This is a genomic window from Stenotrophomonas sp. 109824_Sma (assembly GCF_056480025.1).
Genome location: NZ_CM151078.1, coordinates 1,197,699 through 1,221,097, shown reverse-complemented (window position 1 = coordinate 1,221,097; position 23,399 = coordinate 1,197,699). Strand labels below are relative to the sequence as shown.

Below are 23,399 nucleotides of genomic sequence, written 5' to 3'. Positions count from 1 at the left end.
TACGTCGCCTTACCCCGGGATGGCGGGTCTCCATCCGCGCTGTACGTGAGTCACGTGTCTGGGAGGGCGCATGAGTCCACAAATCGCAACGATCATCGGTCTGGTGATCATGTTCATCGTCGCCACCGCGATGCCGATCAACATGGGAGCCGTCGCCTTCGCGCTGGCCTTCATCATCGGCGGGCTGTGGGTCGACATGGGGGGCAAGGAGGTCCTGGCCGGCTTTCCCGGCGATCTGTTCCTGACCCTGGTCGGCATCACCTATCTGTTCGCCATCGCGCAGAAGAACGGCACCATCGACCTGCTGGTGCACTGGGCGGTGAAAGCGGTGCGCGGCCATATCGTGGCCATTCCGTGGGTGATGTTCGTGATCACCGCGGTCCTCACCGCGTTCGGTGCGCTGGGCCCGGCAGCGGTCGCGATCATCGGCCCGGTCGCGCTGCGCTTTGCCAAGCAGTACAACATCAATCCGCTGATGATGGGCCTGCTGGTCATCCATGGTGCCCAAGCGGGCGGCTTCTCGCCGATCAGCGTGTACGGCAGCATCACCAACGGAGTGGTGCAGAAGGCCGGGCTGGAAGTCACCGAGATGGCGGTGTTCCTGACCAGCCTGGGCTTCAACTTCATGATGGCGACGATCTGCTTCTTCGCCTTCGGTGGCATCGCGCTGCTGCGCCGTGGCTCGATCACCGCAGCAGGAACGCTCGGCAATGCCGAGCTGGCGATGGCCGGTGGCCCGCAGGCGTCGTCGCGGCAATTCGCGATCGAAGGCCATGGCGCGCTGGTCGCAGCAGGCGGCGGCACGCTCAGCAATGATCCGGCGGCACTGGATGCGGTGAGCCTGACCCGCGAGCGGTTGTTCACCCTGATCGGCCTGCTGGGCCTGGGCGTGGCCGCACTGATCTACAACCTCAACGTCGGCCTGGTGTCGATCACCGTGGCAGTGGCACTGGCATTGTTGTCCCCGCAGAGCCAGAAGGGTGCGGTCGATGGCATCAGCTGGTCCACCGTGCTGCTGATCTGCGGCGTGGTGACGTATATCGGCGTGCTGGAACATGCCGGCGCGGTGGACTTCATCGGCAACGGTGTCTCCGACATCGGCATCCCGCTGCTCGGAGCGCTGCTGGTCTGCTACGTCGGCGGAATCGTTTCCGCATTTGCATCATCGGCAGCGGTGCTGGGCGCGACGATTCCACTGGCGGTGCCGTTCCTGATGCAGGGCCACCTCAGCGCCGCCGGCGTGATCTGCGCGCTGGCGGTGTCATCCACCATCGTCGATGTCAGCCCGTTCTCGACCAATGGCGCACTGGTGGTGGCCTCGGCAGCGAAGGAAGAGCGCGAGACCCTCTTCCGCCGCTTCCTGGTCTACAGCGGCCTGGTGGTTGCGCTCGGACCGCTGCTGGCCTGGCTGGTGTTCGTGGTGCCAGGCTGGATGTAACCGCCATCGGGACGTGCCGGCCGCTGGCCGGCGCGACCTGGCGTTACACTCTGCGCATGGCCATTGCCCCTGCCCCGCGGTCACCGAAGAAGCGCGCGCCTCTGTATGAAGAGGTGGCCGAGCACGTGCGCGAGCGCATCTACGATTACCGACTGCCGCCGGGAGAGTGGATCGACGAGCCCGCGCTGTGCGAAGAACTGGGCATCAGCCGCACGCCGCTGCGCGAGGCGCTGAAGCTGCTGGCCGCCGAAGGCCTGGTGCAGATCGATGCCGGTCGTGGCAGCCGCGTCACCCGGTTGACGCTGGAAGACCTCAACCAGCTGTTCCCGGTGATGGCGATGCTGGAAGGCCGTTGCGCGCATGAGGCGGTGAAGCACATCGACGATGCCGGCGTGCAGCAGCTGGAAGACCTGCATGCAGCAATGGAAGCGGCGGCGGCCGAGGGCAACATCGCCGAGTACTACCGCAACAACTACCTGATCCACGAAACCGTGCAGCACTACGCGGGCAACCCGTGGCTGATCCGCATCACCCACGACCTGCACCGCATCCTGAAGATGCACCGTGGCCGCCAGCTGCTGACCCCCGGCCGCACCGCGCAGTCGCTGGCCGAACACCGCGAGCTGATGGAATGCTTCCGCCGCCGCGACGCGCAGGCTGCCGAACGCACCATGGAACGCCATCTGCTGAGCCAGGGCCAGGCGCTGGCCGCCTATGTGGCGGCGGGCGGGCTTCTGAACGTGCCGGCGCCGTTGCCGACCGAAGGCGGCGGCTGAGCTGTCGAGGTTGCCGGCCAGCGGCCGGCACTACCAGGGCGCGACCTCGGCTGGGTGGTGCCGGCCGCTGGCCGGCATCCAGAAGCGTCTCATCAATCGCCGCAGCTGCCGCCGTCACCCCCACCACCATCACTGCTGCAGTCGGCGCTGCTGTGGCTGTGATGGCTTTGGTTGTCACCGGAATAGCCACCTGAGCTGTCGTAGCTTGCGCCGCCCTCCCCCCGGCTGCCGGAGCCATCGGCCGTGGCCACCGCCATGCACAGGATCGCGCCGACCAGCGGCAGCAGCCAGACCAGCAGCAGCTGCACCGTCCGGCCGCCCGTCGACAGGCCGTCGCGCTGCGCGATCACCACGGTGGCCACCACGTTCAGGCCCAGCACCAGCAGGACCAGCAGTACCGCGAGGATCAGCATAGGGAGGCTCCGTGCCTGGACGGGGGCATTATGGCCTGCCACCCCGGCAATGGCCCTGCCTGTCATGAAGATGGGACAATGTAGGGCGCGCCGGCCTGCCCCGTGGCCGCCGGCGCCCCCCGCACCACACGGAAGAAGAAGAACAACAACATGCTGAAAGTCATTTTCGATACCGACCCGGGCGTCGACGACGCCCTGGCCCTGCTGTACCTGCACAAGCACGCCCAGATCGACCTGGTCGGCGTCACCACCACCTTCGGCAATGCCTCGGTGGAGTCGACCACGCACAACGCGCTGTACCTGAAGCAGGCTTGGGGCTTTGCCGCCCCGGTCGCGCGTGGCGCCGAAGGCCCGCTGCAGCCGGAAGCCACCCCGGAGGCCTGGCCGGTGCACATCCACGGCCACAATGGGCTGGGCAACCACCCGGTGCCGGCCAGCCTGGACGTGGCTGCCGATGCGCGCCCGGCCCATCAGCTGATCATCGACCTGGTCCGCGCCCATCCGGGCGAAGTGACCCTGGTCGCGGTCGGCCGCATGACCAACCTGGCCCTGGCCCTGCAGCAGGCCCCGGACATCGCCGGCCTGGTGCGCGGCGTGGTGATCATGGGCGGCGCCTTCCACGTCAACGGCAACATCACCCCGGCCGCCGAGGCCAATATCTGGGGCGATGCCGAAGCCGCCGACGTGGTGTTCACCGCTACCTGGCCGGTCACCGCGATCGGCCTGGACGTGACCACGCGTGTGGAAATGGACCGTGACGGCCTGGACACGCTGGCTGCGATCGGCGGTGCCGATGCCGAGCTGGTGCGTGCGCTGTCGCAGGACTACGTCGACTTCTACCTGCAGGCCGGCCACAAGGGCATGGTCGTGCATGACTGCTGCGCGTGCATCGCGCTGACCCGCCCGGAACTGTTCCAGTTCGAGCGCGCCAGCGTGCGCGTGGCCACCGACGGCGTCGCCCGCGGCATGACCATTCCCAAGCCGGAAGGCCTGGCATTCGGCCCCAGCGTGTGGGACGGCCACGTGGTGCAGTCGATTGCCATCGGCGTGGATGCGGCCGCGGTACTGGCCGACATCGAGCAGACCCTGAAAGTCTGACCGTCTAGCGCTTGGCCCTGCCCGGGACCGTCTCGGGCAGGGTCCACAGCACCGGCAGCACCAGCACCGCCACCAGCGCGATCATCGCGCCCGGCGCCGCTGCCCAGCCGCTGCGCTCCACCCACCATTGCGCCAGCCATGGCGTTGCGCCGCCGAAGAAGGCGGTGGCCATGGTCACCCCCAGTGCCAGCCCGCTGACCCGGCCCTCGCCCGGGAATTGTTCGGCCGTGGCCGGCGCAGCAACGGCACTTACCCCACCGGCCACGCAGGCCAGCAGTACCGCGGCCAGCGCGATGCCCAACGGCGCCGCCTGCGCCATCCACGCGAACAGCGACAACGGCAACAGCGCTGCCAGCACCGTCAGGCCCAGCAGCATCGGCCGCCGCCCGACGCGGTCGGACAAGGCACCACACAGCGGCGTGATCGCGATGACCGCCACCGCCGCAATCGTCGACAGCCACAGTGCGTCACCCTCGTCATGACCCTGCGCATGCAGGAATGCCGGTACATAGGTGATGCCGACGTAATAAGTGATCGAGCCCAGCGCCGAGATCGCGAAGGTGCGTGCCACCGCCAGCGGATGGTTGCGCAGTACATGGCGAAGCGGTGTCGCCGGAATGCTGCCCTCGCGGCGCTGTCGCTCGAACTCCGGCGACTCGTGCATGCCCGAGCGCGCGACCAGGATCACCAGTGCCAATGCCGCACCGACGAAGAACGGAATACGCCAGCCCCAGCTGTCCAGCTGTGCGGTGGGCAGCAGCGCAACCGTAAGCGCCGAGATCGCCACCGCCAGCAGTGCGCCTACTTCGCTGGCGGCCGAGGCCAGCGAGGTCACCAGGCCACGTCGCCGCGCCGGTGCGCTTTCCAGCAGGTACGCCACCACGCCGGTGTACTCACCGCCCACCGAAAACGCCATCACGCAGCGCAGTACCAGCAGCAGCACGCCCGCCGTGGTACCTGCGGTGGCCGCTGTCGGCAGCAGTGCGGTGGCCAGCATCGCCGCTGCCATCAAGGCCATCGATGCCAGCAGCATCCAGCGCCGGCCCAGGCGGTCACCCAGGTGGCCGAAGCACAGCGCGCCCAGCGGGCGCATCAGGTAGGACACCGCGAAGCCGGACAGGGTGACCAGCAGCGCCTGCTCGCCGCCGCCGAAGAACACGCGCGACAAGACCGTGGCGAAGTACAGGTACAGGGTGAAGTCGTACCACTCCACCACCGTGGACAGGCCCGCCACCCACATCGAGCGCTGCCGCGCCGCGGTCATTGCGTATTCGCCTTCAACAGCCTCGATCCCGGATGTACAGGTTCCGCGCAGCGTGGCATGGACGGGGTGAAATGCCGGTCATCAGCTATCCGCTGCCTGCATGTACTGGGTTTCATGGCCGGTGAAACGCTCACCGTCAAAGCCGAAACAGAAGCGCCCTTCCTCGAACACGCGGTAGACCAGCAACGCGCCATCGAGGCAGAACTGCTGCTGGTCCACGCCCGTTTCCAGTGTCCCGTAGCCGGTAGCATCTCCGCCTTTCCCTGCCGGCCCGGTGAAGGCATCGAACGGCAGTGGCGTCGCCCTGCCCGTGCGGGTATCGACCAGCACCAGCGTACGCTGGAAGTACTCGGGTCGATCATCAACCTGCACCAGCAGATAGTGCTGGTTGAAATTGGGTTTCTGGTGCTGGAGGGCATCTTCGATGGCGGCGCGGTGCTGCGCATCGCAGAAGTCGACCGGGCTGTAGCGGTAGCTGCAACCGTCGTGGTCGTAGGGCAGGTTCATGCCGGAATAGCTGATGCTTCCCTCGCTGTCCACGTCGTGGCCCAGTTCCGGGGTGCTGCACAGCAGCCACGAACGCTGCGCATCCTCCGGGTCGGCCAGCAGCTTCGGCTCGCGCCCCGCTTCGTAAGCCGCGCCCCCCGGGAAGTCCTGCCGCAGGTGCTGGCGGGCGATTGAACGCGCCTTCTCCAACGGCAGGCCGATCCTGGCCCCACGGAACGAGACGAACGTCATCGTCGGCAGGATCACCTCTTCCACCGGCAGCCCCTTCCACTGCCCCTGCACGCAGAACGTGGCGATCTCGTTCTCCTCGTCCTTTCTGCAGGGCCGTGGCGCATTCGCAGCCAACCAGGGGTGCGCCGGGCGGTCGGTTTGCTGATCGATGTACCAGCCATCCAGCGCGCAGGTCGGCAGGGCATCCAGCAGCGGGGAGAGATCGGTGGTGGCGGTCGGCATCACCGCCGGTGGGTCTGCAGGCGCGTGTTCGGCCGATACCTCCGGCGAGCGCTGGCAGGCCACCAGCAACCCTGCGCTGATAAGCAGCGCGACACGGCGTGCGTGCCAGATTGAAGAACGGCGTCCCTGCATTGCGTGGTGCTCCCTGGTTTCAACACTCGCTGGAGATGATCGCCGATCCCGGTGCCATGCAGGAACATCGCAAATCCCACATCGGGGTCAGAGCCCTTTGCTCCCGCAAAGGGATCCGACCCCGCCAATTACCCCGGCAGCTGCAGCTCCGCCCGCAAACCGCCGCCCTCGCGGTTGTGCAGCCGCAGTGAGCCGCCCAGCGACTGCGCCAGCTGTACCGCGATGGCCAGGCCCAGGCCGGTACCGCCGGTATCGCGGTTGCGCGAGCTTTCCAGCCGGTGGAACGGCGCCAGCACTGCCTGCAGCTGGCCCTCGGGAATGCCGGGGCCACGGTCGGAAATTCCGATCCACACCCTTCCGGCCTCATCGCGGCCCGCCTCGATCTCGGCGGCACCGGCGTAGCGCAACGCGTTGTCGACCAGATTGCCGACCACCCGGCGCAGCGGCTGCGGCCAGGTCTGCACGACCAGTCCAGCGGGCGCACCACCACTGACCGGCTTGCCCATGTCCTCGTAATCGCCGACCACACTGGCCAGGAACGCGCCCAGGTCCATCGACACCGGCGCGCCACTGGCGACGTGGCTGCTGCGCGCATAGGCCACGCCCTCACGCACCAGTTGACCCAGGTGGTCGAGGTCGGCCAGCAGCCGCTGCTGGGTGCTGTCTTCAGGCAGGGTCTCCACCCGGAGCTTCATGCGCGTGATGGGGGTCTGCAGGTCGTGCGAGATCGCGGCCAGGATCTGCAGGCGCTCACTGACATGGCCACGAATGCGTGCCTGCAGCGCGTTGAGTGCGGCCGCCGCACCGCCTACTTCCGCAGGACCATCTTCAGGCAGTGCCGGCCCGTCCTTGCCCGGCTGCAGCTGTTCCACCGCATGCGACAGCTGCTGCAGCGGGCGCATGGCCAGGCGCACCGCCAGCCATGCGCACACCAGCAACAGCGCCAGCTGCACCAGCAGCACGGCGGGCAGCCAGCGCGCCAGCGGCAGGCCCGACGGAGTGACTTCAATGGTCAACGGTGTGCCGTCATGCAGGCGCAGTTCCACCTCGAACCGCTCCGGCAGGCGAGCCACCTGGCGCGCCTGCAACGGATAGCGATGCTGCAGGCTGTCGTCGATGATCGCGGTGACCTGGCGTGCACGATCGGTCTGCAGCCCCGGCCCGGCCGCAGCCGGGCGCAGCAGGTAACGGTAGGTGCGCCGCTCCAGCCGCGGCACCCAGGCATCGCGCTGGTCCGCGGGCAGGTGCTCCAGCAACGCGACACTCACGGCCACGTCTTCATCGAGGTTGCGCAGCATCATGCTGCGGGTGGACTGGTAGCGTTCGAAGAACAGCAGACCGAAAGACAGTGCGTGGGCCAGCGCCAATCCACCCAGCAGCACCAGCAGCAGGCGCGCCGACAGCGTGCGCGGCCAGCGTGGACGGCGTGCGCCGGTGTTCATTCGTCCGGCCCCAGCAACTGCACCGGCACGCTGAACACATAGCCTTCGCTGCGCACGGTCTTGATGTAGGTCGGCTCGCGTGCGTCGTCACCCAGCCGTTGGCGCACGCGGCTGACCAGCAGATCGATCGAGCGGTCGAACAGTTCGGCATCGCGGCCCTGGGTGAGGCTGAGCAGCTGGTCACGGCTGAGCACCCGATTGGCGTGATCGAGGAACACGCGCAACAGGCGGAACTCGGCACCACTGAGCGGATACGCGGTGTCCTGTGCATCCAGCAGATGGCGTGCGGTGGTATCCAGCCGCCAGGCACCGAAGGCCAGTTGGCGACCGGCTTCGCTCACCTGCAGGTTCGGCGGCAGCATCCGGGTGCGACGGATCACCGCGTTGATGCGTGCCAGCAGTTCGCGCGAGGAAAAGGGCTTGGTCACGTAGTCGTCGGCGCCCATTTCCAGGCCGATGATGCGGTCGGTCTCGTCGTCGCGTGCGGTCAGCAGCACCACCGGCACCGCACGATGCTTGCCGGCACGCAGGTTGCGGCACAGGCTCAGGCCGTCTTCGCCGGGCATCATCACGTCCAGCACCACCAGGTCCACCGCGTGGGTATCCATCAGTGCGCGCATGGCCCGGCCACCGTCGGCCTGGCTCACGCGCAGGCCGTTGCGTTGCAGGTAGTCGGCCAGCATCTGGCGGATCTCACTGTCATCGTCGACGACAAGGATGTGCGGTACAGGGTTCATTGCGTTCTCGATGAAGGCAGGGGGACAGCGCCGCGCGGCGCGGCCATGGTAGCGCGGCTCAGGGGGTGGCCAGCAGGCGCTGGATCTCGCTTTCGGTACGTGCGTAGTCGCCCTCGCCGTAATGGCGGTAGACCACCCGCCCCTGCCGGTCGAGCAGGTACAGCGCGGGCCAGAAACGGTTGCCCCAGGCGTTCCAGATCCGGTACTGGTTGTCCTGCACCACCGGCCAGGTGATATCCAACCGTGCGATGGCCCTGCGCACGTTGCCGGGCAGCCCTTCATAGGCGAACTCCGGCGTATGCACGCCGATCACCTTCAGGCCCTGCGGCGCGTACCGTGCATGCCACTGGTGGACATACGGCGCCACGTTGAGGCAGTTGCTGCAGGTGTAGGTCCAGAACTCGACCAGCACCACCTGCCCCCGCAACTGCTTCAGTGTGAGCGGTGGGCTGTTGTGCCATGGCCCGCCACCGTCGAACCCCGCCACCGGTGCTGCGTCGAGCGGCTGCGCGCCAGCATCCGCGCCGGGCCATGCCAGCAACAGCGCAGCTCCACCCAGCAGGCCCAGCAGCAGGAGCAGTGCATACCCTCGCAGTGCGGCCATCGCTCAGCCCCCCTGCTCGGCCAGCGGCAGTTCGGCGGGCTTCACGCCTGCCGCTTCCAGGATGCTGTCGGCCACCTGCGCAGGATGCGAAAGCAGCGACACATGGCTGCTGCCGATCGATTGCAGCTGCGCGCCAATGCGCTTTGCGGTGGCGGCCTGCAGCTGCGGCGACAGCATGCGATCGTCACGGCTGAGCACGTACCAGCTCGGCTTGCTGCGCCACGCCGCAACGTTCACCACCTCGCCCAGCGCGCTGGCCTTCAGCGGGACCTGGGTGCTGTACAGCAGCGCAGCCGACTTCTTCATCACGTCCTGCGCGAAGTCCTGGGCGATCGCATCGGCCGGCAAAGTCAGGTAGCCATCCCTCTCCTGCAGGCGGGCCAGGCCCGGACCGACCGGGAAACCTTCGCCTTGCTGCGCCGAAGACTGCCCTGCATCCGGTGCGAAGGCCGCCACGTACACCAGCGCCTGCACCTTCGGGTCATTGCCCGCCTCGGTGATGACCGTACCGCCCCAGCTGTGGCCGACCAGCACCACCTTGCCGGGTGCAGCGGCAATCGCACGACGGGTGGCGGCAACATCGTCGGCCAGCGAGGTGAGCGGATTCTGCACGGCCACCGCAGGCAGCTTCCAGTCATGCAGCGTGCTGATGACCTTGCTCCAGCTGGAGCCATCGGCGAACGCGCCGTGCACCAGGATGACGGTGGGCGGTGCAGCGGTATCGGCCTGGGTAGCGAAGGCGGGAGCCGCGGTGCCGGCAAGGGCAAGAGCGGCAGCAAGCAACGAGGTACGGATCATGGGTGGCACTCCGGTGTTGGGAGTGGCCATTTCCGCCTGCCGGTGTATCGGCGCTGTTTCTCGGCGGCACGGAGTTGTACCGGAGTGTAGGGCGAAGGCGGGTTTCTACAGTGGGATACATGCGGCCGCCGGGCCCGGCCGGGCGCTACCGGGTGGATATCGCTCCCCGCACGCGGGCGCGCAACGCCCCGATGTGCGTCAACGCATCGTCTTTGTATCTGACTGTACGAAACCTCGCCGCGGCCACAGTCGCTGACAAAACCCCGGGCAACGGCACACGTTGCCGATACCTGCGCCGCCTGAAATGGCCTCCATCGACCACTGGCCCGCAGGACACCACCATGATCAGCACCGCCTCTTCCGTGTATACCCCCCGCCTGGACGCCGTCGGCCGCTGGCTCTCGCCATTGGCGCTGCGCACCCTGCTGGCCTGGGAGTTCTTTGAATCCGGCCGCGAGAAGCTGGGCGGCCAGAACTGGTTCGCCGACCTGGAAGGCCGCTTCCCGTTCCCGTTCTCCACCCTGCCCGCGTCGTTGAACTGGCAGCTTGCCACCTGGCTGGAACTGGTGGGTGCGGTGATGCTGCTGCTCGGCCTGGCCACGCGCTCAGTGGCCTACGTCTTCTGGGTGTTGACCTTGGTCGCCATCGCCGCCGTGCACTGGCCCGACCAATGGAACGGCCTGGGCGAACTCTGGCAGGGCTATGCGATCACCGACCAGGGCTACGGCAACTTCAAGCTGCCGCTGCTGTTCCTGGCCATGCTGCTGCCACTGATCCTCAACGGCGGTGGCGCACTCAGCGTCGACCGTCTGCTGGCCGGCTCGCAGCACGCCCCCGTTGGCAATGACGGCTTGGGTTGGGGCGTCAGCCTGATCGCCCTGCTGCTGCCGGTTGCCTCGCTGCTGCCCGGCATCGGCTTCGGCGGCGCCCTGCTCGGCGGTGTGCTGCTGGTGGGTTACGTACTGCGCCGTCGCCGCAACGCCTGATCCGCTTCGCCCCTTCACCGCGCTTCTACCCTTCGTTTCCGTCGCTTTCAAGCGGCGTCCATCCCGCACGCCCCGCGTGCTTTCCCAAGGAGTCACCACCATGTCCGTCTCGACCAAGAACACCCCTTCCTCCCGCCTGCCGCGCATCGGTGCCATCGGCATCGCCCTGGCCGGTGGCCTGCTGCTGGCCGGCCAGGCCGCAGCGATCCAGCCACTGGCGATCAGTGCCGTGGCCATGAGCGCTGCCGCCGAAGGCAAGTGCGGTGAAGGCAAGTGCGGGGCCAACAAGACCGCCACCGGCAAGCCCGCCGGCAAGGCCAAGGTGGCCGAGGGCCAGTGTGGCGAAGGCAAGTGCGGCGACGCCTCGTTTGCCCGCACCGACCGCGACCACGATGGCCGGGTCTCGCGTGCCGAGTTCAACGCCGTGGCCGCCAAGCGTGCCGCCGAGTTCGACCGCATCGACACCGACCACGACGGCTACATCAGCGAGCAGGAAGCACACGACTACCTGCGCAGCGTCTACACCGCCAACGGCAAGCCGATGCCGAAGGGCCTGTTCTCCCGCGTCGCCGATTGATCGACGTTCAAGCGGCGCCGCCTCCGAGGCGGCGCCCTCTCCCTGGAGCATCCGTCATGACCCTGCCCCTGCCTTCCAATGCCGCCGGTCTTGGCCTGCGCCGTGGCCTGATCGACGAACTGCTGGCCATGCCGGCCGGTGCCATCGACTTCCTCGAAGTTTCGCCCGACAACTGGATCGGCGTCGGCGGTGCACACGGTGCAGCGCTGCGCAGGTTGAGCGAACGCCACCCCCTGACCTGCCATGGCCTGTCCCTGTCGCTGGGCGGTCCTGATCCACTGGACCGCACCCTGCTGGCCCAGACGCGCGCCTTCCTCGACCTGCACCAGGTGCAGCTGTACAGCGAACACCTGAGCTACTGCGCTGCCGGTGGCCACGTCTACGACCTGCTGCCGCTGCCGTTCACCGCCGAGGCCGTGCATCACGTCGCCGGCCGCATCGCCCAGGTGCAGGACATGCTGGGCCGACGCATCGCCGTGGAGAACATTTCCTACTACGCCGTTGCCGGTGCCGAAATGAGCGAGATCGATTTCATCAATGCCGTGCTCGCCGAGGCGGACTGCGACCTGCTGCTGGATGTCAACAACGTATTCGTCAATGCCTGCAACAACGGCTACGACGCGTTCGAATTCCTGGCCCGCGTGCCGGCCCAGCGGGTCGCCTCGCTGCATGTGGCGGGCCACTTCGATGAAGACGATGGCTTCAAGATCGACACCCACGGTGCGCCGGTGAAAGGCGTGGTCTGGGCACTGTTGCGCGAGGCCTATGCGCGGGTGGGCGTGCGTCCCACCCTGCTCGAACGCGACTTCAACTTCCCGCCACTGGCCGAGTTGCTGGCCGAGGTCGCGCAGATCCGCCAGGCACAGGCCGAGGCACATTGGCCCGAGGTGGCCCATGGCTGAGTCGCTGGCCACCCTGCAACGGCGTTGGGCCGACCATGTGCGCGACCCATCAATGGCCGCGCCCGATGGCGTCGAGGCGCGCCGACTGGCGGTGTACCGCCGCCTGTGCATCGACAGCCTGGACACCTTGCTGGCTGGCACCCTGCCACGCCTGCAACACCAGTTGGGCACGCCGCGCTGGCGCGACACCGTGGAGCACTACTACGCCAGCCATACCTGCCGCACCCCGTTGTTCCCACAGATCGCTGGCGAATTCGCGGCCTGGCTGGCGATGCAGGACGCGCTGGCACTGCCGGCCTGGGCAGCGGAACTGGCGCACTACGAGAGCACGCAGCAGTCGCTGCACATTGAAGCGCGCGCCGCCGGGCGTTCGCTGCACCGCGTTCCGGTGGACAGTGATGTGCTGGCGGTCTCGCCGCTGGTGCGGGTGCTTGGCTACCAGTGGCCGGTCCATGTGGACGAGGTGCTGGAGCCGGTGCTGGATGCAGCTCCTGTGCTGCTGATGATGCGCCGCATGCCTGAATTCAGCCTGCAGGTCGAGGAACTGTCACCGCTGGCCTACGCGCTGCTTTCGGTCTTCGGTGACGACGGCGCGCCTGTGGATGAGGCACTGCAGGCGCTGTCCGAAACACATGACGTGGCACCGGACGCATTGCGTGCGGCCTGCATTCCCGTGCTGCGCGAACTCTGCACGGCCGGCGTTCTGGTTGCGTCGACCGATCCCGGGGAATGCCGGCCAGCGGCCGGCACTACCCCTTCTCCATTCTTCGAGGCCTGACCATGACTGTTTCCAACACGTCCTTCCTGAGCGGCTGGCGCCTGTTCGTAGCCATCGGCGTGGTCCTGATCGCGTTCGCGCTGGGCGCGTTCGCCCTGCATGCCGATGTGGCCGAGGGCAGCCGAGCTGCGATCCGGGTCACTGCACGCACATCGTTCCTGCTGTTCCTGGCGGCATTCACGGCATCCTCCTTCGCCACCCTGCTGCCCGGTCCGTTCACTCGTTTCCTCCTGCGCGAACGGCGCATCATCGGCCTGTCCTTCGTGTTCTCGCACCTGCTGCACGCAGTCGCCATCACCAGTTTCGGCATCCTCAACCCGGCGTTCTGGCCAGCACGCTCAGCGCTGGCCAACCTCCCGGGCACGGTGGGCTACCTCGCCATCCTGGCGCTGTCCATCACCTCGCACCGGGGGCTAGCCCGGCGCATGGGACCCACCGCCTGGCGTCACCTGCACGTGACCGGCATGTGGATCATCGCAGCGGTGTTCACCTACTCGTACTTCAAGCGTGTGCCAGGCAACTTCTGGTATGCGGTGCCGTCGGCGCTGCTGTTCACCGCCTTCGTGGTGCGCTGGATCGCCAAGCAGGCGCAAGCGCTGCGTCGAGGTGCGCATGCGCGGCCTCCGCTGCGGGCGGCCTGACGGGCCGGGGTCAGATCCCTTTGCCAAAGGCGAAGGGATCTGACCTCATCATGCCGTCCCCATCAGCCGTCACGTGTGGCGCGATAGGCAGCGTAGGCGTCGAGGATCTTCTGCAGCCGCGCGCGCTGTTTGATCCCCATGGGGACCCGTTGCACGCGCTTCAGCAGCGTCTTCCACATGTATCCGGATCGGAAGAAATACGGCCGCACTTCGAGAAAGGTCAGCGCGACATCCAGCGTATCTGGATCGTGTTCGGCCAGCCGTTTCAACGCGTTGGCATAGCCTCCCGGAAACGCCAGCCGCTCGTAGTGCTGGTGGAACTCGGCACAGGCCGCAGCGTGCCGTTCCCGCTCCTCCGGCCCACGCCAGCGCGCACTGGCACTCTCGTGGATGGCCTGCTGCAGCCGGTTGATCTCGTCAGCATTGGCACGGATCAGGCGCTCCATCGGGGCGCGGGGATGGGCCATGGTTCCTTCCATGTGGTTTGTCGGGTGCCAGATCCCTTTCCCCCAGGGGAAAGGGATCTGACCCCGCCTAAGGTCACGGCGCGCGGCGCAATGTTACCAAGGTGATCTCCGACGGCACGCCGATGCGCGCCGGGAAACCGGCCCAGAGGCCCGCACCGTTGCCCACGTACAGCGTCATCCCATCCACGTCGTAGCGCCCGGACACAAAACCGCCATTGGCTCGCTTCACCAGCTGGTCCATGCCGATGATCTGCCCGCCGTGGGTATGCCCGGACAGCTGCAGCTTCACCCCACGCGCCGCCGCCTCCCGTGCATTGCGCGGGCGATGATCGAGCAGGATCACCGGCGCGGACGGATCGGTACCGGCCAGTGCAGCATCCAGATCCGGCAGCGGCAGGCCGTAGCGTGCGGCCACCGGATCGGTGACACCGGCGATGGTCAGCGCCGCATCGCCGCGCCGCACCTGCATGTGGCTGTTCTCCAGCACCTGCATGTGCAGCGCGCGGAACGCCTGCATCCACGCCTGGTACTGCGCGTAGTACTCGTGGTTGCCGGTGATGGCGACGACGCCGTCCGGCGCCCGCAGGTCCGCGAGTGGACGCGCGTCGTCACGGCGGGCCTCGACACTGCCGTCGATCAGGTCGCCGGTGATCACGATCAGGTCCGGCGTCAGTGCGTTGCTCTCATCCACCACCTTGCGCACCCAGTCGCCGGTGAGCAGGCGACTGGCATGGATGTCGGTCAGCTGCAGCACGCGATAGCCGTCGAACGCGGCCGGCAATCCGGCGATGCTCACCTCGATCTGCCGGGGCTTGGGCACCGCCATGCCCTGGCTGACACCATAGCCACTGACCAGCAGTGCCAGCACGCCGGCCACCGGTCGCAGACGGCGCGTGCGCATTGCGGCTACCGCGCGTGGCCAGCGCAACAGGCGCGACAGCAGCAGGCCGGCGTCCAGCACCAGCATCACCAGCGCCAGCAGCAACACCGCGGTGGAGCCGGTGGCCAGCGTGGCGATGGCCAGCTTGGGGATCTCGGGCGACGCCGTCGTACCCCAGAAGGTGGCGACGATGCGCAACTGCACGGCAACGGCCACCAGCAGCAGCGACAGCACGACCTTCAATGCGGCGGGCATGCGCAGCGGCCAGAACAGGCGCCAGGCCACATACAGGCCCATCAACAAACCGATCGTACTCAGCACTGCAACCATCCTGGAAAGAAAACGGGCCGGCCATGGTGACGGTTGCCGGCCGTGTTGTGTAGAGCCGGGCACGTGCCCGGCTGCTCAGGAAGCAGTCGAGCATGGCTCGACTCTACAGAACCCCAATCGCGCGGGGCTCGACTCTACAGATGGCCCAGGCGTTCCACCCGCAGGCGGGCAATGCGGCGCTTCTCCATCGCCAATACGGTGATGCGCACGCCGGCCACCTCCACCGCATCGCCAATGTCCGGCAGCCGACCCAGCTGCTCCAGCACCAGGCCGGAGATGGTCATGTAGTCGGCACTGCGCGGCAGCGATATGCCGGCCAGCCGCTGCAGGTCGTCCAGGGTCAGCGCACCGTCGGCCTCCCACTGCTCCTCACCCTGCGCGACCACGCCATAGCGCTCGTCCTGGGTATCGACCAGGTCGCCGGCAATCGCCGCCAGCAGGTCGTTGGCGGTCACCAGGCCTTCCACGCTGCCGTACTCGTCCACGGCCACCGCCAGCGGCACCGGATGCTGGCGGATCAGCTCCAGCGCCTGCAGCGCACTGGCACTGGACAGCACGTACTGCGGCTCACGCAGGTTGCCTTCCAGCTGTAGTGGCTTGCCCTGCAGCAGCTCGGCCAGCAGGTCGCGGCTCTGCACCACGCCACGCAGGCTGTCCAGGTCACCGTCGCCCACCAGCAGGCGGGTGTGCGGCGACGCCACCAGGCGGGCCACCACATCCTCCTGGCCCCGCGCCAGGTCGATCCACTGCACATCGGCACGCACGGTCATCACGCTCGACACCGGCCGATCGGCCAGGCCCAGCACGCTGCGGATCATCTCGTGCTCGGCCGGCTGCAGGCGTTCTTCGGCGTCCACCGGCTCGTCCACGCCTTCGTCGGCGTGGCCGTTGGCCGGGCGCGCGCCCAGCATGCGCAGCACGGCATCGGCGGTACGCTGGCGGAATGGCTGGCGGCGCTCGTTGCGCTCGCGATTGAAGCGCACCCACTGGTTGAACGCCTCGACCAGGATCGAGAAGGCGATCGCCGCGTACAGGTAGCCCTTCGGGATCTTGTAGCCCAGGCCTTCGGCCACCAGGCTGAATCCGATCATCAGCAGGAAGCCCAGGCACAGCACCACCACCGTGGGATGCTTGTTGACGAAGCGGGTCAGCGGCTTGCTGGCCACCAGCATCAGCGCCATCGCGATGGTCACCGCGGCGTACATCACGCCCAGGTTGTCGACCATGCCGACCGCGGTGATCACCGAGTCAAGCGAGAACACCGCGTCGAGCACCACGATCTGTGCCACCACCATCGCGAAGCTGGCATAGACCTTCTTGCCATCCTCGTGATGCTCGCGGCCTTCCAGCCGTTCGTGCAGCTCCATGGTGCCCTTGAACAGCAGGAACAGGCCGCCGCCCAGCAGGATCAGGTCACGCCCGGAGAAGCTGTGGCCGAACAAGGTGACCAGCGGCTCGGTCAGTTTCATGATCCAGGCCAGCGCCGCCAGCAGCACCAGCCGCATCAGCAGCGCCAGCGCCAGGCCGATCACCCGAGCGCGGTCGCGCTGGTGCGGCGGCAGCTTGTCGGCAAGGATCGCGATGAACACCAGGTTGTCGATGCCGAGAACGATCTCCAGCACGACCAGGGTTGCAAGGCCCATCCATATCGAGGGGTCAGCCAACCATTCCATTTCAGGTCCGTTTCGTCAGTAGGTAAGGGAAAAGAGCAATCATTCAGTCTGCGTCCTGCAGCTGCGCCGGGTCATGCCCGAGCAGGTCGCCGGGCGTGCACTGCAGCTCGCGGCAGATCGCATCCAGCGTGGAAAAGCGGATGGCGCGCGCCTTGCCGGTCTTCAGGATCGACAGGTTCGCCAGGGTGATGTCGATGCGCCCGGCCAGCTCGGACAGGGTCATGCCCCGTTCCTGCAGCATGCGGTCGAGGGTGATGACGATCGCCATCAGCGCGTGCCCATCAGATCAGACCATCCAGGTCATCGCGCATCGCTGCGCCCACGGCGAACACGCGTGCCAGCACGAACAGCATCAGCACTGCCACCAGCCCGGTGATCGACATGCCGCCGCCGACCTCCATCCAGGTGAAGTCCGGGCCCATCCAGGCCGCATAGGCGCCGATCAGGATCGACAGCAGCTCCATCGCCAGCATCAGCCATGCCATGCGTTGCAGGCGCTGCGCATTGGCATGGGTGAACGGCCGCTCGCGCGCCGCCGACTTCAGCAGCCGCAGCAGATGGCGCAGGAACAGCAGGCACAGCACCAGCAGCGCGACGATCGCGCCCAGGCCCAGGCAGAAGTGCAGGAACAGGTCGTTGCCGTGCGCGGCGGCGGCATCGGCGTCGTGGACGCTGTCGAGCAGCCAGCGGCGGTCGTGAGCGACCAGTGGCACGGCCAGCAGTGCGGCCAGGATGCCCAGCCAGCACATCGCCCGGACGGCCTGTACGGCGGCCTGGGCCAGGGTGAACAAGCCTCGCGCGGGTCTGGCGCGGGCGGGACGAGCGGTCAAGCGGCCTCCGGCATTGGGGTGGCCTCGCCGCCCCGGGTGGATTTATCGATAAACGATATACCACATCCTGCGTGAAAGGCTGAATCGCGGGCATGGGTCACCGGCTGGGCTCCGGGCCCACAGGCGTTACCGGGTGGGTGCCGCAGGTTCCAGCATCGCTTCACCCGGCGTCACCGAAGCCATCGCCTGTACGCCGGCCTCGGCCGCCTGCCGCGTGACCAGCCGGAAGCGCGCCTGCAGCCTGGCCTGGCCGGGCGTGGCCCAGCCGTACTGGATCGCCACCTGGTCGGCCGACAACGGCCCACGGCCCGGCAGCGAGCGCGCCTGCAACGGCTTCGGCGCCGCCTGCACCAGCCGTGCGAAGCCCTTCTGCACCACCGCTGCATCGGCCTTCTCCGCATACACCGTGCAGGTTCCATCGTCGGCCCAGCTGACCGCATAGCGGCCGCTGGCCAACGGCACCATCCAGGCCACGCCTGCCTGCCCCTGCAGCAACGTTGCCGCCTCGGCCGGCTGCAGCGGTGCCAGCCCGTTGGTTTCCATCAACGACTGCAGGCGCGCCGGCGCACCGATGTGCTGCATGCAGGCGGTATCGAACAGCTCGCTGAAGGGATCCTGCGCCGGGGCCTTGGCCTTGGGAGTACGCGCGGGTTGCGCCACCGCCAGGGTGGGCAGCAGGGCCAGGATCAGCCAGAAGGCAGGGCGCATTGGAACTCCACGGTACGGAAAACAGCAGGGAGGATGGCAAAGCCCGGGCGCGGCGCGCAACGGGCGGCGCAACGGGCCATGGCTTGACAGCTGGCGCGGGGCGGAGGAGTATCAATTAACGAATTAGTTAATTAGCTAGCCATGGACCGTATCTTCGAAGCCCTCGCCTCCACCGCCCGCCGGCAGATCCTGGCCTATCTCAGCGCCGGCGAGCTCAGCGCGGGAGAGCTGGCCGGGCGCTTCGATTTCAGCAAGCCGGCGCTGTCCAGCCACCTGCGCATCCTTGAGGAAGCCGGCCTGATCGAACGCGAGAAGCGCGGCCAGTTCGTGTACTTCCGGCAGGTGCCCGACCGCCTGGCCAACACGTTGTTTTCCTGGGCGGCCGAAGTCTGTCCGGTCGGCGGCCCGCTGAAGCGCGAAGCACGCGCCCGCCGCAAGTCCCCTGCCCGCTGAACCACCCCGCCAAGGAGCATGACCATGCCTGGTTCGACCCGCGACCGCCGTTCGTTTCCAGGGGTGCAGCTTCCAGCGCTGGAGGGCGGCAGCCCCACCGAAGTCACCTTGATCGCGCAGCTCGGCATCGGTGCCGGTGATGCGCTGGTGACCGACGCCAGCCAGCGCCAGCGCCACCACCCGGCCTTCATCGATGCACTGGACGAGCCTTCCGCGCGCCTTGGCGGCATGCACCTGCAGCAGGGCGACGCCTCCTCGCTGTACAGCTTCACCGTCGGCGCCGGCGGCCATCCCTTCCATCGGCATGCCGGGCCGCGCATGTTCACCGCCATCGCCGGCAGCGCCGGCGCCGAACTGCGCTTTGCCACCGCGTCCGACGCGCAGCTGGCGCGCGATCCCGCTGCCTTCGCACGCACGCTGCGGCGCATCCGCATTCCACCAGACTGCCTGTTCACCGTGCGCTTCGGCGGCGGCACCTGGCACCAGTTCGCATCGAACCATCGCGCACATCCTGCGCTGTTCGCGTTGTCCTGCCACAGCAATGAGCTGGCCGGGGCGATGGATGAGCAGGCCCGTGCACAGGTTCAACGCAATGCCGCCGATATCCCCAGCCTGACCGAGGTATTGCCGGAAGCGCACTGGCCTTCGGCCGCAAGCCTCGCCGCCTCCCCCCTGCTGCAGTTGTCGCTGCAGGCCGCACCTCCCAGCCTGTGCGCCCACCTGTGCGCGCATACCCGCGCTCTGTTGGGCCCGCTGCGGAGGATTTCATTGCGGCGCTTGCGCGGCTTCGTCGAACGCGCCACGCCGGCCTATCCCGTCCACTCGCAGGCCGCCGCCAGCGATGGGCTGCTGCCCGCTGCACTGCCACACAGCCACTACCAGGACCAGACCACCCTGCGCCTGGACAGCACGCAGGTCACCCATCACGCCGCGTCGGCGCTGCTGGCCGATGTGCTGGAAGGCTTCCTGCGCAATCCACCTGCCGGCGTGGGCCACCTGATGGCGCTGCGCAACCGCCTGGTGGCGCCGTTGCGGTTGCGCACGTCGCCACTCGGCTGCCCGGTATCGTCGCTGCTGTCGACCGACCGCAGCCGCTTGTTCGCCGGCCGCTACCCGGTGCTGGACGCGCACATCGATGACGGGGACACCTGCGCCGAAGTGCTGCTCGGCGCCGATGATCGCCACCTGCGCTTCCGCAGCAGCGTGCGCGTGCAACGCTGTGCCGATGGCCACATCGAGATCAGCCTCGGCACACGCGTGCAGACCCGCAATGCGTTCGGCCGCCTGTACATGGCGCTGATCGATGCCGCGCACCGGCACTACGTCGCGCCGGCACTGCTGCGCCGCGCGGTCGAACATGCGCTGGCGCCGGAACTGGGCGATCTCGATGACTGGGCGGAATACTCCGCGTACAGATGATGCCGGCCCGTGGCCGGCACCACCTGCCAGGTCAGCTCACAGGTGCTGCCTGAAGAAGGGAACGACCGCTGACAGGGCCTCGCGCACCGGCTCCGGCTTGTCGTACAGGTCGTAATGCGACCAGCCTTCCACCACCTTCAACTGCTTGTGCTTCGACGCCGCACGACCATGGATCTCCAGGCCATCGCGGTAGGCGCCAAAGCCACCCGGCTTGTCACCGATCACCACCAGCAACGGTTGGGTCAGCAGGACTTCAGCCAGGTGGAAGGCATCCCAGCCCACCGCTGCACCGCGATGCGAGAACAACGCACTGACCACGCCGTTGGGCTGCGGCTCGCGCGTGCGGTAATAGTCCGTGGCCTCCAGCACGTCGATATCGGTGATGCCGGCGGCGCGCCCCTGTTCCACCGAAGGCGGCAGGAACAGGTCCACTCGGGCCTCGCCGCCGCGCATCTCGGCGGTGCGCTGGGCAGCGATGGCCTCCAGCGTGCCGATCGGATCGAAACCGCCAAAGCCCTCACGACTGAGCCGGCCGAAGTTGACACCGGTGATGCTGGTGACCGCCTTGATGCGTCGCTCGGTCATGGTGGCGTTGATCGCGTAGCCACCACCGCCACAGATGCCCAGTACGCCGATGCGTTCGGCGTCCACGTACGGCAGGGTGACCAGATGGTCGACCACGCGGCGTACATCCTCCACGCGCTGGGTCGGGTCTTCGACCCGCCGCGGCTCGCCGCCGCTGGCGCCCTGGAAGCTGGCGTCATAGGCGATCACCACGTAGCCCTCGCGAGCCAGGGCCTCACCGTAGATGTTGCCGGCGGTCTGCTCCTTGCAGCTGCCGATCGGATGCATGCTGATGATCGCGGGATAGACCCGGTTGCGGTCGAAGTCCGGCGGGAAATGCAGGTCGGCGGCGATCGGCCAGGCCATGTCCGGATTCTGGATGTTGATGGTTTCCATGCTGCGGCTCCTCGGTAGCGGCGGGAGGCGACGGATGTCGCCGTTGCAAGCACGATAGACCCGGGATTGGGACCGAAAAAGCGGCCAATCACAACCATAGTAGTAAGCTGCAATTACCAAATAGCGGCAGCTTGTGCCGCGATCTTCTCCCGCCCTCCTGCCGACCGAGCCCCATGAGCGCCCCCAGCCCGATCAACCCGGCCCTGCTGCCCCAGCTGGCCTGGTTTGCCCACATCGCCCACCACCGCAGCTTCACCAAAGCGGCCGTTGAGATGGGGGTCTCGCGCCCGGCGTTGTCGCAGAGCCTGAAGACCCTGGAGAAACAGCTGGGGGTACGCCTGCTGCACCGGACCACCCGTGACATGTCGCTCACCGAGGAAGGCCAGCGCCTGTTCGACGCACTGCGGCCATCGCTGAGCACCATCGAAACCGCAGTACGCGACCTGCGCGCCAGCCATGACGCTCCGTCCGGCCTGCTGCGCATCAACACCGCGCGCCTGACTGCCAAGACGCTGATCGAACCGCATCTACCGGAGTTCTTCGCGCGCTACCCCGAGCTGCGCATCGAGCTGGTGATGGACGACGGCCTGTCCAGCATCGTTGCCGACGGCTGTGACGCCGGCATCCGCCTTGGCGAGCGGTTGGCCGAAGGCATGATCGCCGTGCCGGTCACGCCGATGCTGGAAATGGTGGTGGTCGCCTCGCCGGCCTACCTGGCCCGCCATGGCACGCCCACCACGCCCGCCGAACTGGCCGCCCACGAGTGCCTGGGCTACCGGCAGACCGGCAGCGGCGGGGTCTATGCCTGGGAATTCAGCACGCCGGGCCAGCCCGGTCACGACTTTGAAGTGGAACCGCGCGGACGCTATGTCACCAACGACGATGAGGGCATGATCCGCGCTGCGCTGCAGGGATTGGGCGTGATGCAGCATATCGATCTGTCACTGCAGCCGATGCTGGCCGATGGGCGCCTGGTCCGCCTGATGCCGGCGTGGTCGGCACCGTTCCCCGGCTTCTACCTGTACGTGCCTTCGCGCGAGCAGATGCCACCGCGCGTGCGCGCCCTGATGGAATTCCTGATCGAGAAGCGCGAAGGCGTCGCCAAGGCGCTCGGCCGCACGGTACAGGCCCCGGCCACGGGCAGCTAGGCGTCAGCGCGGGTAGCGATACACCAGATCATCGGCATCACTGCGCACGGCGTGATCGTCCAGCACGCCGCCCAGCCGCTGTGCAACGGCCTGCGACGCCTGGTTGTCCGGTGCCATGTAGCTGACCAGGGTCGGCAGCTGCGCCACCACGAAGGCCCAGTCGCGCAGCGCGCCGGCCGCTTCGGTAGCGAAGCCCTTCCCTTCATGGCCGTCATACAGCAGCCAGCCCAGTTCCTTTTCCGGGAACAGCGGGCCGTGGTTGATCCCGACCTGGCCGATGCAGGCACCGGTATCGGCACGCTCGATCATCAATGCACCATGACCGAACAGATGCCAGCTGGCCAGGTCGTGGCAGAACTGGCCCCACGCCGCCACCTCACCGAACGGCCCCCCCATGCCACGCGCGCGCGGCGACGCCAGGAACGCGGCATAGACGTTGAAGTCGTCCAGCTGCTGCGGGCGCAGCCGCAGGCGCGCGGTATGCAGGGTGGGAATCTCGAGCATGCCGGGCAGCGACTCAGTACACGGCCAGGTGACCGCAGCCACGACGCTGCGGCTGCCCTTCCATCGTCACCTGCACGCTGGCCAGGGTGTCCACACCTTCGGCATTGCGGCACGACTCGCGCTTGATCTCGACGATGGCCGGCTGCCTGCCAAGCTCGCCGTTGAGCACGATCAGCGAGCTGGGTGCGTCGGCCGGTTGGCCGGGATAGCGCAGCGTGCCCTTGTGGGTACGACCTTCGGCACTGAGGCTGGCATCGTGGTTGCCCTGTCCAGTGGACGTGATCTCGATGCGCCACCCGGCGCCGCCACCGGTGAAGGCAGGCACCGGGCTCACGCCGGCAGCGATGGAGGGATGACGCGGTTCATCGGCAACGGTCTTCGGTGCAGGAGTCGCACAGCCGGCCAGCAGGCCAGTGAGCAGCACGGCGACGGCAATGGGTCGCATGGTCATGATGGGCTCCAGCAGCGGGCGGGCGTCCAG

Annotated in this window: 27 protein-coding genes; 11 read left to right on the top strand and 16 right to left on the bottom strand. The window is 67.7% G+C overall.

The genetic code is table 11. The features are described 5' to 3' along the window. Positions 1–70: 70 nt before the first annotated feature. Together ACZK1G_RS05720 and ACZK1G_RS05715 are read left to right on the top strand one after the other, a co-directional pair. Entirely contained in the window at positions 71–1,438 is a 1,368-nt protein-coding gene (locus ACZK1G_RS05720) for an SLC13 family permease (RefSeq protein WP_005408510.1), read from the top strand. Between the two features lie 56 nt (positions 1,439–1,494). Continuing rightward, positions 1,495–2,214 (top strand): GntR family transcriptional regulator, encoded by a 720-nt coding sequence (locus ACZK1G_RS05715; RefSeq protein ID WP_012510388.1) that lies wholly within the window; start codon positions 1,495–1,497, stop codon positions 2,212–2,214. 92 nt (positions 2,215–2,306) lie between these two features. Here the strand turns inward: ACZK1G_RS05715 and ACZK1G_RS05710 are convergent, their stop codons facing one another. Continuing rightward, positions 2,307–2,627, bottom strand: coding sequence for a hypothetical protein (locus ACZK1G_RS05710; RefSeq protein WP_049443777.1), 321 nt, complete (start codon positions 2,625–2,627; stop codon positions 2,307–2,309). A 150-nt stretch (positions 2,628–2,777) separates the two neighbouring features. On the opposite strand from ACZK1G_RS05710, the gene ACZK1G_RS05705 reads away from it, so the two are divergent. Continuing rightward, positions 2,778–3,725 carry a nucleoside hydrolase gene (locus ACZK1G_RS05705; RefSeq protein WP_101766384.1) on the top strand — a complete coding sequence of 316 codons (948 nt, stop codon included), beginning with the start codon at positions 2,778–2,780 and terminating at the stop codon, positions 3,723–3,725. Between the two features lie 4 nt (positions 3,726–3,729). Here ACZK1G_RS05705 and ACZK1G_RS05700 read toward each other — a convergent pair whose 3' ends face one another. The 6 genes from ACZK1G_RS05700 to ACZK1G_RS05675 form a co-directional block, all read right to left on the bottom strand. After that, the gene (locus ACZK1G_RS05700) at positions 3,730–4,989 is read right to left on the bottom strand and encodes an MFS transporter (RefSeq protein WP_049443779.1); all 1,260 of its coding nucleotides are present in this window, start codon (positions 4,987–4,989) and stop codon (positions 3,730–3,732) included. Between the two features lie 81 nt (positions 4,990–5,070). Next, positions 5,071–6,081, bottom strand: a complete 1,011-nt coding sequence (locus ACZK1G_RS05695) for a hypothetical protein (RefSeq protein ID WP_101765098.1) — start codon at positions 6,079–6,081, stop codon at positions 5,071–5,073. A gap of 128 nt (positions 6,082–6,209) precedes the next feature. After that, complete coding sequence (locus ACZK1G_RS05690) at positions 6,210–7,523, bottom strand: sensor histidine kinase (RefSeq protein ID WP_101765097.1); 1,314 nt, start codon at positions 7,521–7,523, stop codon at positions 6,210–6,212. Beyond that, complete coding sequence (locus tag ACZK1G_RS05685; RefSeq protein WP_049443785.1) at positions 7,520–8,260, bottom strand: response regulator; 741 nt, start codon at positions 8,258–8,260, stop codon at positions 7,520–7,522. The genes ACZK1G_RS05690 and ACZK1G_RS05685 overlap by 4 nt, the downstream gene beginning before the upstream one ends. A gap of 58 nt (positions 8,261–8,318) precedes the next feature. Next, positions 8,319–8,864, bottom strand: a complete 546-nt coding sequence (locus ACZK1G_RS05680) for a redoxin family protein (protein WP_049443787.1) — start codon at positions 8,862–8,864, stop codon at positions 8,319–8,321. Positions 8,865–8,867: 3 nt separating this feature from the next. Continuing rightward, positions 8,868–9,662 (bottom strand): alpha/beta fold hydrolase, encoded by a 795-nt coding sequence (locus ACZK1G_RS05675; protein WP_049443788.1) that lies wholly within the window; start codon positions 9,660–9,662, stop codon positions 8,868–8,870. A 341-nt stretch (positions 9,663–10,003) separates the two neighbouring features. Between ACZK1G_RS05675 and ACZK1G_RS05670 the strand changes: the two genes are divergently transcribed. The 5 genes from ACZK1G_RS05670 (at position 10,004) to ACZK1G_RS05650 (ending at position 13,546) form a co-directional block, all read left to right on the top strand. After that, a complete protein-coding gene (locus tag ACZK1G_RS05670; RefSeq protein WP_101765096.1) occupies positions 10,004–10,648 on the top strand; it encodes an HvfX family Cu-binding RiPP maturation protein in 645 nt (214 codons plus the stop codon). A 100-nt stretch (positions 10,649–10,748) separates the two neighbouring features. Next, entirely contained in the window at positions 10,749–11,225 is a 477-nt protein-coding gene (locus ACZK1G_RS05665; RefSeq protein WP_049443792.1) for an HvfA family oxazolone/thioamide-modified RiPP metallophore, read from the top strand. 56 nt (positions 11,226–11,281) lie between these two features. Next, positions 11,282–12,127 (top strand): HvfB family MNIO-type RiPP peptide maturase, encoded by an 846-nt coding sequence (locus ACZK1G_RS05660; protein ID WP_101765095.1) that lies wholly within the window; start codon positions 11,282–11,284, stop codon positions 12,125–12,127. Further along, a complete protein-coding gene (locus ACZK1G_RS05655; protein ID WP_049443797.1) occupies positions 12,120–12,905 on the top strand; it encodes an HvfC family RiPP maturation protein in 786 nt (261 codons plus the stop codon). The genes ACZK1G_RS05660 and ACZK1G_RS05655 overlap by 8 nt, the downstream gene beginning before the upstream one ends. Before the next feature lie 2 nt (positions 12,906–12,907). Next, entirely contained in the window at positions 12,908–13,546 is a 639-nt protein-coding gene (locus tag ACZK1G_RS05650; RefSeq protein WP_101765094.1) for a ferric reductase-like transmembrane domain-containing protein, read from the top strand. Between the two features lie 62 nt (positions 13,547–13,608). Here ACZK1G_RS05650 and ACZK1G_RS05645 read toward each other — a convergent pair whose 3' ends face one another. The 6 genes from ACZK1G_RS05645 to ACZK1G_RS05620 form a co-directional block, all read right to left on the bottom strand. Continuing rightward, the gene (locus ACZK1G_RS05645; protein ID WP_101765093.1) at positions 13,609–14,013 is read right to left on the bottom strand and encodes a hypothetical protein; all 405 of its coding nucleotides are present in this window, start codon (positions 14,011–14,013) and stop codon (positions 13,609–13,611) included. A gap of 73 nt (positions 14,014–14,086) precedes the next feature. Continuing rightward, on the bottom strand, positions 14,087–15,223 hold the full coding sequence (locus tag ACZK1G_RS05640) for a metallophosphoesterase (protein WP_197622025.1): 1,137 nt from the start codon (positions 15,221–15,223) through the stop codon (positions 14,087–14,089). Positions 15,224–15,357: 134 nt separating this feature from the next. Further along, positions 15,358–16,896 carry a TerC family protein gene (locus ACZK1G_RS05635; RefSeq protein WP_101765091.1) on the bottom strand — a complete coding sequence of 513 codons (1,539 nt, stop codon included), beginning with the start codon at positions 16,894–16,896 and terminating at the stop codon, positions 15,358–15,360. Positions 16,897–16,939: 43 nt separating this feature from the next. Further along, the gene (locus ACZK1G_RS05630; protein ID WP_101765090.1) at positions 16,940–17,164 is read right to left on the bottom strand and encodes a helix-turn-helix domain-containing protein; all 225 of its coding nucleotides are present in this window, start codon (positions 17,162–17,164) and stop codon (positions 16,940–16,942) included. A 13-nt stretch (positions 17,165–17,177) separates the two neighbouring features. Continuing rightward, positions 17,178–17,645, bottom strand: a complete 468-nt coding sequence (locus ACZK1G_RS05625; RefSeq protein ID WP_014036329.1) for a DUF2975 domain-containing protein — start codon at positions 17,643–17,645, stop codon at positions 17,178–17,180. A 207-nt stretch (positions 17,646–17,852) separates the two neighbouring features. Continuing rightward, positions 17,853–18,434 (bottom strand): NMCC_0638 family (lipo)protein, encoded by a 582-nt coding sequence (locus ACZK1G_RS05620; protein ID WP_049443807.1) that lies wholly within the window; start codon positions 18,432–18,434, stop codon positions 17,853–17,855. A 141-nt stretch (positions 18,435–18,575) separates the two neighbouring features. On the opposite strand from ACZK1G_RS05620, the gene ACZK1G_RS05615 reads away from it, so the two are divergent. Continuing rightward, positions 18,576–18,887 (top strand): metalloregulator ArsR/SmtB family transcription factor, encoded by a 312-nt coding sequence (locus ACZK1G_RS05615; protein ID WP_006423919.1) that lies wholly within the window; start codon positions 18,576–18,578, stop codon positions 18,885–18,887. A gap of 24 nt (positions 18,888–18,911) precedes the next feature. Beyond that, positions 18,912–20,306, top strand: a complete 1,395-nt coding sequence (locus ACZK1G_RS05610; protein ID WP_049443810.1) for a DUF2867 domain-containing protein — start codon at positions 18,912–18,914, stop codon at positions 20,304–20,306. A gap of 36 nt (positions 20,307–20,342) precedes the next feature. On the opposite strand, the gene ACZK1G_RS05605 is transcribed toward ACZK1G_RS05610, so the two are convergent. Then, positions 20,343–21,266: an alpha/beta hydrolase gene (locus ACZK1G_RS05605; RefSeq protein ID WP_101765089.1), complete on the bottom strand. Its 924-nt coding sequence runs from the start codon at positions 21,264–21,266 to the stop codon at positions 20,343–20,345. Positions 21,267–21,439: 173 nt separating this feature from the next. Here ACZK1G_RS05605 and ACZK1G_RS05600 point away from each other — a divergent pair, with 173 nt between their 5' ends. After that, a complete protein-coding gene (locus tag ACZK1G_RS05600; RefSeq protein ID WP_049443813.1) occupies positions 21,440–22,414 on the top strand; it encodes a LysR family transcriptional regulator in 975 nt (324 codons plus the stop codon). 3 nt (positions 22,415–22,417) lie between these two features. Here ACZK1G_RS05600 and ACZK1G_RS05595 read toward each other — a convergent pair whose 3' ends face one another. Both ACZK1G_RS05595 and ACZK1G_RS05590 read right to left on the bottom strand, forming a co-directional pair. Next, positions 22,418–22,918 carry a GNAT family N-acetyltransferase gene (locus ACZK1G_RS05595; protein WP_101765088.1) on the bottom strand — a complete coding sequence of 167 codons (501 nt, stop codon included), beginning with the start codon at positions 22,916–22,918 and terminating at the stop codon, positions 22,418–22,420. 13 nt (positions 22,919–22,931) lie between these two features. Further along, complete coding sequence (locus ACZK1G_RS05590) at positions 22,932–23,369, bottom strand: hypothetical protein (protein ID WP_049443817.1); 438 nt, start codon at positions 23,367–23,369, stop codon at positions 22,932–22,934. Positions 23,370–23,399 lie beyond the last annotated feature (30 nt).

Excerpts from the sequence above, each read along its gene's own strand:
- ACZK1G_RS05720 (WP_005408510.1), top strand. The coding sequence starts at position 71 with ATGAGTCCACAAATCGCAACGATCATCGGTCTGGTGATCATGTTCATC.
- ACZK1G_RS05715 (WP_012510388.1), top strand. The coding sequence starts at position 1,495 with ATGGCCATTGCCCCTGCCCCGCGGTCACCGAAGAAGCGCGCGCCTCTG.
- ACZK1G_RS05710 (WP_049443777.1), bottom strand. The coding sequence starts at position 2,627 with ATGCTGATCCTCGCGGTACTGCTGGTCCTGCTGGTGCTGGGCCTGAAC.
- ACZK1G_RS05705 (WP_101766384.1), top strand. The coding sequence starts at position 2,778 with ATGCTGAAAGTCATTTTCGATACCGACCCGGGCGTCGACGACGCCCTG.
- ACZK1G_RS05700 (WP_049443779.1), bottom strand. The coding sequence starts at position 4,989 with ATGACCGCGGCGCGGCAGCGCTCGATGTGGGTGGCGGGCCTGTCCACG.
- ACZK1G_RS05695 (WP_101765098.1), bottom strand. The coding sequence starts at position 6,081 with ATGCAGGGACGCCGTTCTTCAATCTGGCACGCACGCCGTGTCGCGCTG.
- ACZK1G_RS05690 (WP_101765097.1), bottom strand. The coding sequence starts at position 7,523 with ATGAACACCGGCGCACGCCGTCCACGCTGGCCGCGCACGCTGTCGGCG.
- ACZK1G_RS05685 (WP_049443785.1), bottom strand. The coding sequence starts at position 8,260 with ATGAACCCTGTACCGCACATCCTTGTCGTCGACGATGACAGTGAGATC.
- ACZK1G_RS05680 (WP_049443787.1), bottom strand. The coding sequence starts at position 8,864 with ATGGCCGCACTGCGAGGGTATGCACTGCTCCTGCTGCTGGGCCTGCTG.
- ACZK1G_RS05675 (WP_049443788.1), bottom strand. The coding sequence starts at position 9,662 with ATGATCCGTACCTCGTTGCTTGCTGCCGCTCTTGCCCTTGCCGGCACC.
- ACZK1G_RS05670 (WP_101765096.1), top strand. The coding sequence starts at position 10,004 with ATGATCAGCACCGCCTCTTCCGTGTATACCCCCCGCCTGGACGCCGTC.
- ACZK1G_RS05665 (WP_049443792.1), top strand. The coding sequence starts at position 10,749 with ATGTCCGTCTCGACCAAGAACACCCCTTCCTCCCGCCTGCCGCGCATC.
- ACZK1G_RS05660 (WP_101765095.1), top strand. The coding sequence starts at position 11,282 with ATGACCCTGCCCCTGCCTTCCAATGCCGCCGGTCTTGGCCTGCGCCGT.
- ACZK1G_RS05655 (WP_049443797.1), top strand. The coding sequence starts at position 12,120 with ATGGCTGAGTCGCTGGCCACCCTGCAACGGCGTTGGGCCGACCATGTG.
- ACZK1G_RS05650 (WP_101765094.1), top strand. The coding sequence starts at position 12,908 with ATGACTGTTTCCAACACGTCCTTCCTGAGCGGCTGGCGCCTGTTCGTA.
- ACZK1G_RS05645 (WP_101765093.1), bottom strand. The coding sequence starts at position 14,013 with ATGGCCCATCCCCGCGCCCCGATGGAGCGCCTGATCCGTGCCAATGCT.
- ACZK1G_RS05640 (WP_197622025.1), bottom strand. The coding sequence starts at position 15,223 with ATGGTTGCAGTGCTGAGTACGATCGGTTTGTTGATGGGCCTGTATGTG.
- ACZK1G_RS05635 (WP_101765091.1), bottom strand. The coding sequence starts at position 16,896 with ATGGAATGGTTGGCTGACCCCTCGATATGGATGGGCCTTGCAACCCTG.
- ACZK1G_RS05630 (WP_101765090.1), bottom strand. The coding sequence starts at position 17,164 with ATGGCGATCGTCATCACCCTCGACCGCATGCTGCAGGAACGGGGCATG.
- ACZK1G_RS05625 (WP_014036329.1), bottom strand. The coding sequence starts at position 17,645 with ATGTGCTGGCTGGGCATCCTGGCCGCACTGCTGGCCGTGCCACTGGTC.
- ACZK1G_RS05620 (WP_049443807.1), bottom strand. The coding sequence starts at position 18,434 with ATGCGCCCTGCCTTCTGGCTGATCCTGGCCCTGCTGCCCACCCTGGCG.
- ACZK1G_RS05615 (WP_006423919.1), top strand. The coding sequence starts at position 18,576 with ATGGACCGTATCTTCGAAGCCCTCGCCTCCACCGCCCGCCGGCAGATC.
- ACZK1G_RS05610 (WP_049443810.1), top strand. The coding sequence starts at position 18,912 with ATGCCTGGTTCGACCCGCGACCGCCGTTCGTTTCCAGGGGTGCAGCTT.
- ACZK1G_RS05605 (WP_101765089.1), bottom strand. The coding sequence starts at position 21,266 with ATGGAAACCATCAACATCCAGAATCCGGACATGGCCTGGCCGATCGCC.
- ACZK1G_RS05600 (WP_049443813.1), top strand. The coding sequence starts at position 21,440 with ATGAGCGCCCCCAGCCCGATCAACCCGGCCCTGCTGCCCCAGCTGGCC.
- ACZK1G_RS05595 (WP_101765088.1), bottom strand. The coding sequence starts at position 22,918 with ATGCTCGAGATTCCCACCCTGCATACCGCGCGCCTGCGGCTGCGCCCG.
- ACZK1G_RS05590 (WP_049443817.1), bottom strand. The coding sequence starts at position 23,369 with ATGACCATGCGACCCATTGCCGTCGCCGTGCTGCTCACTGGCCTGCTG.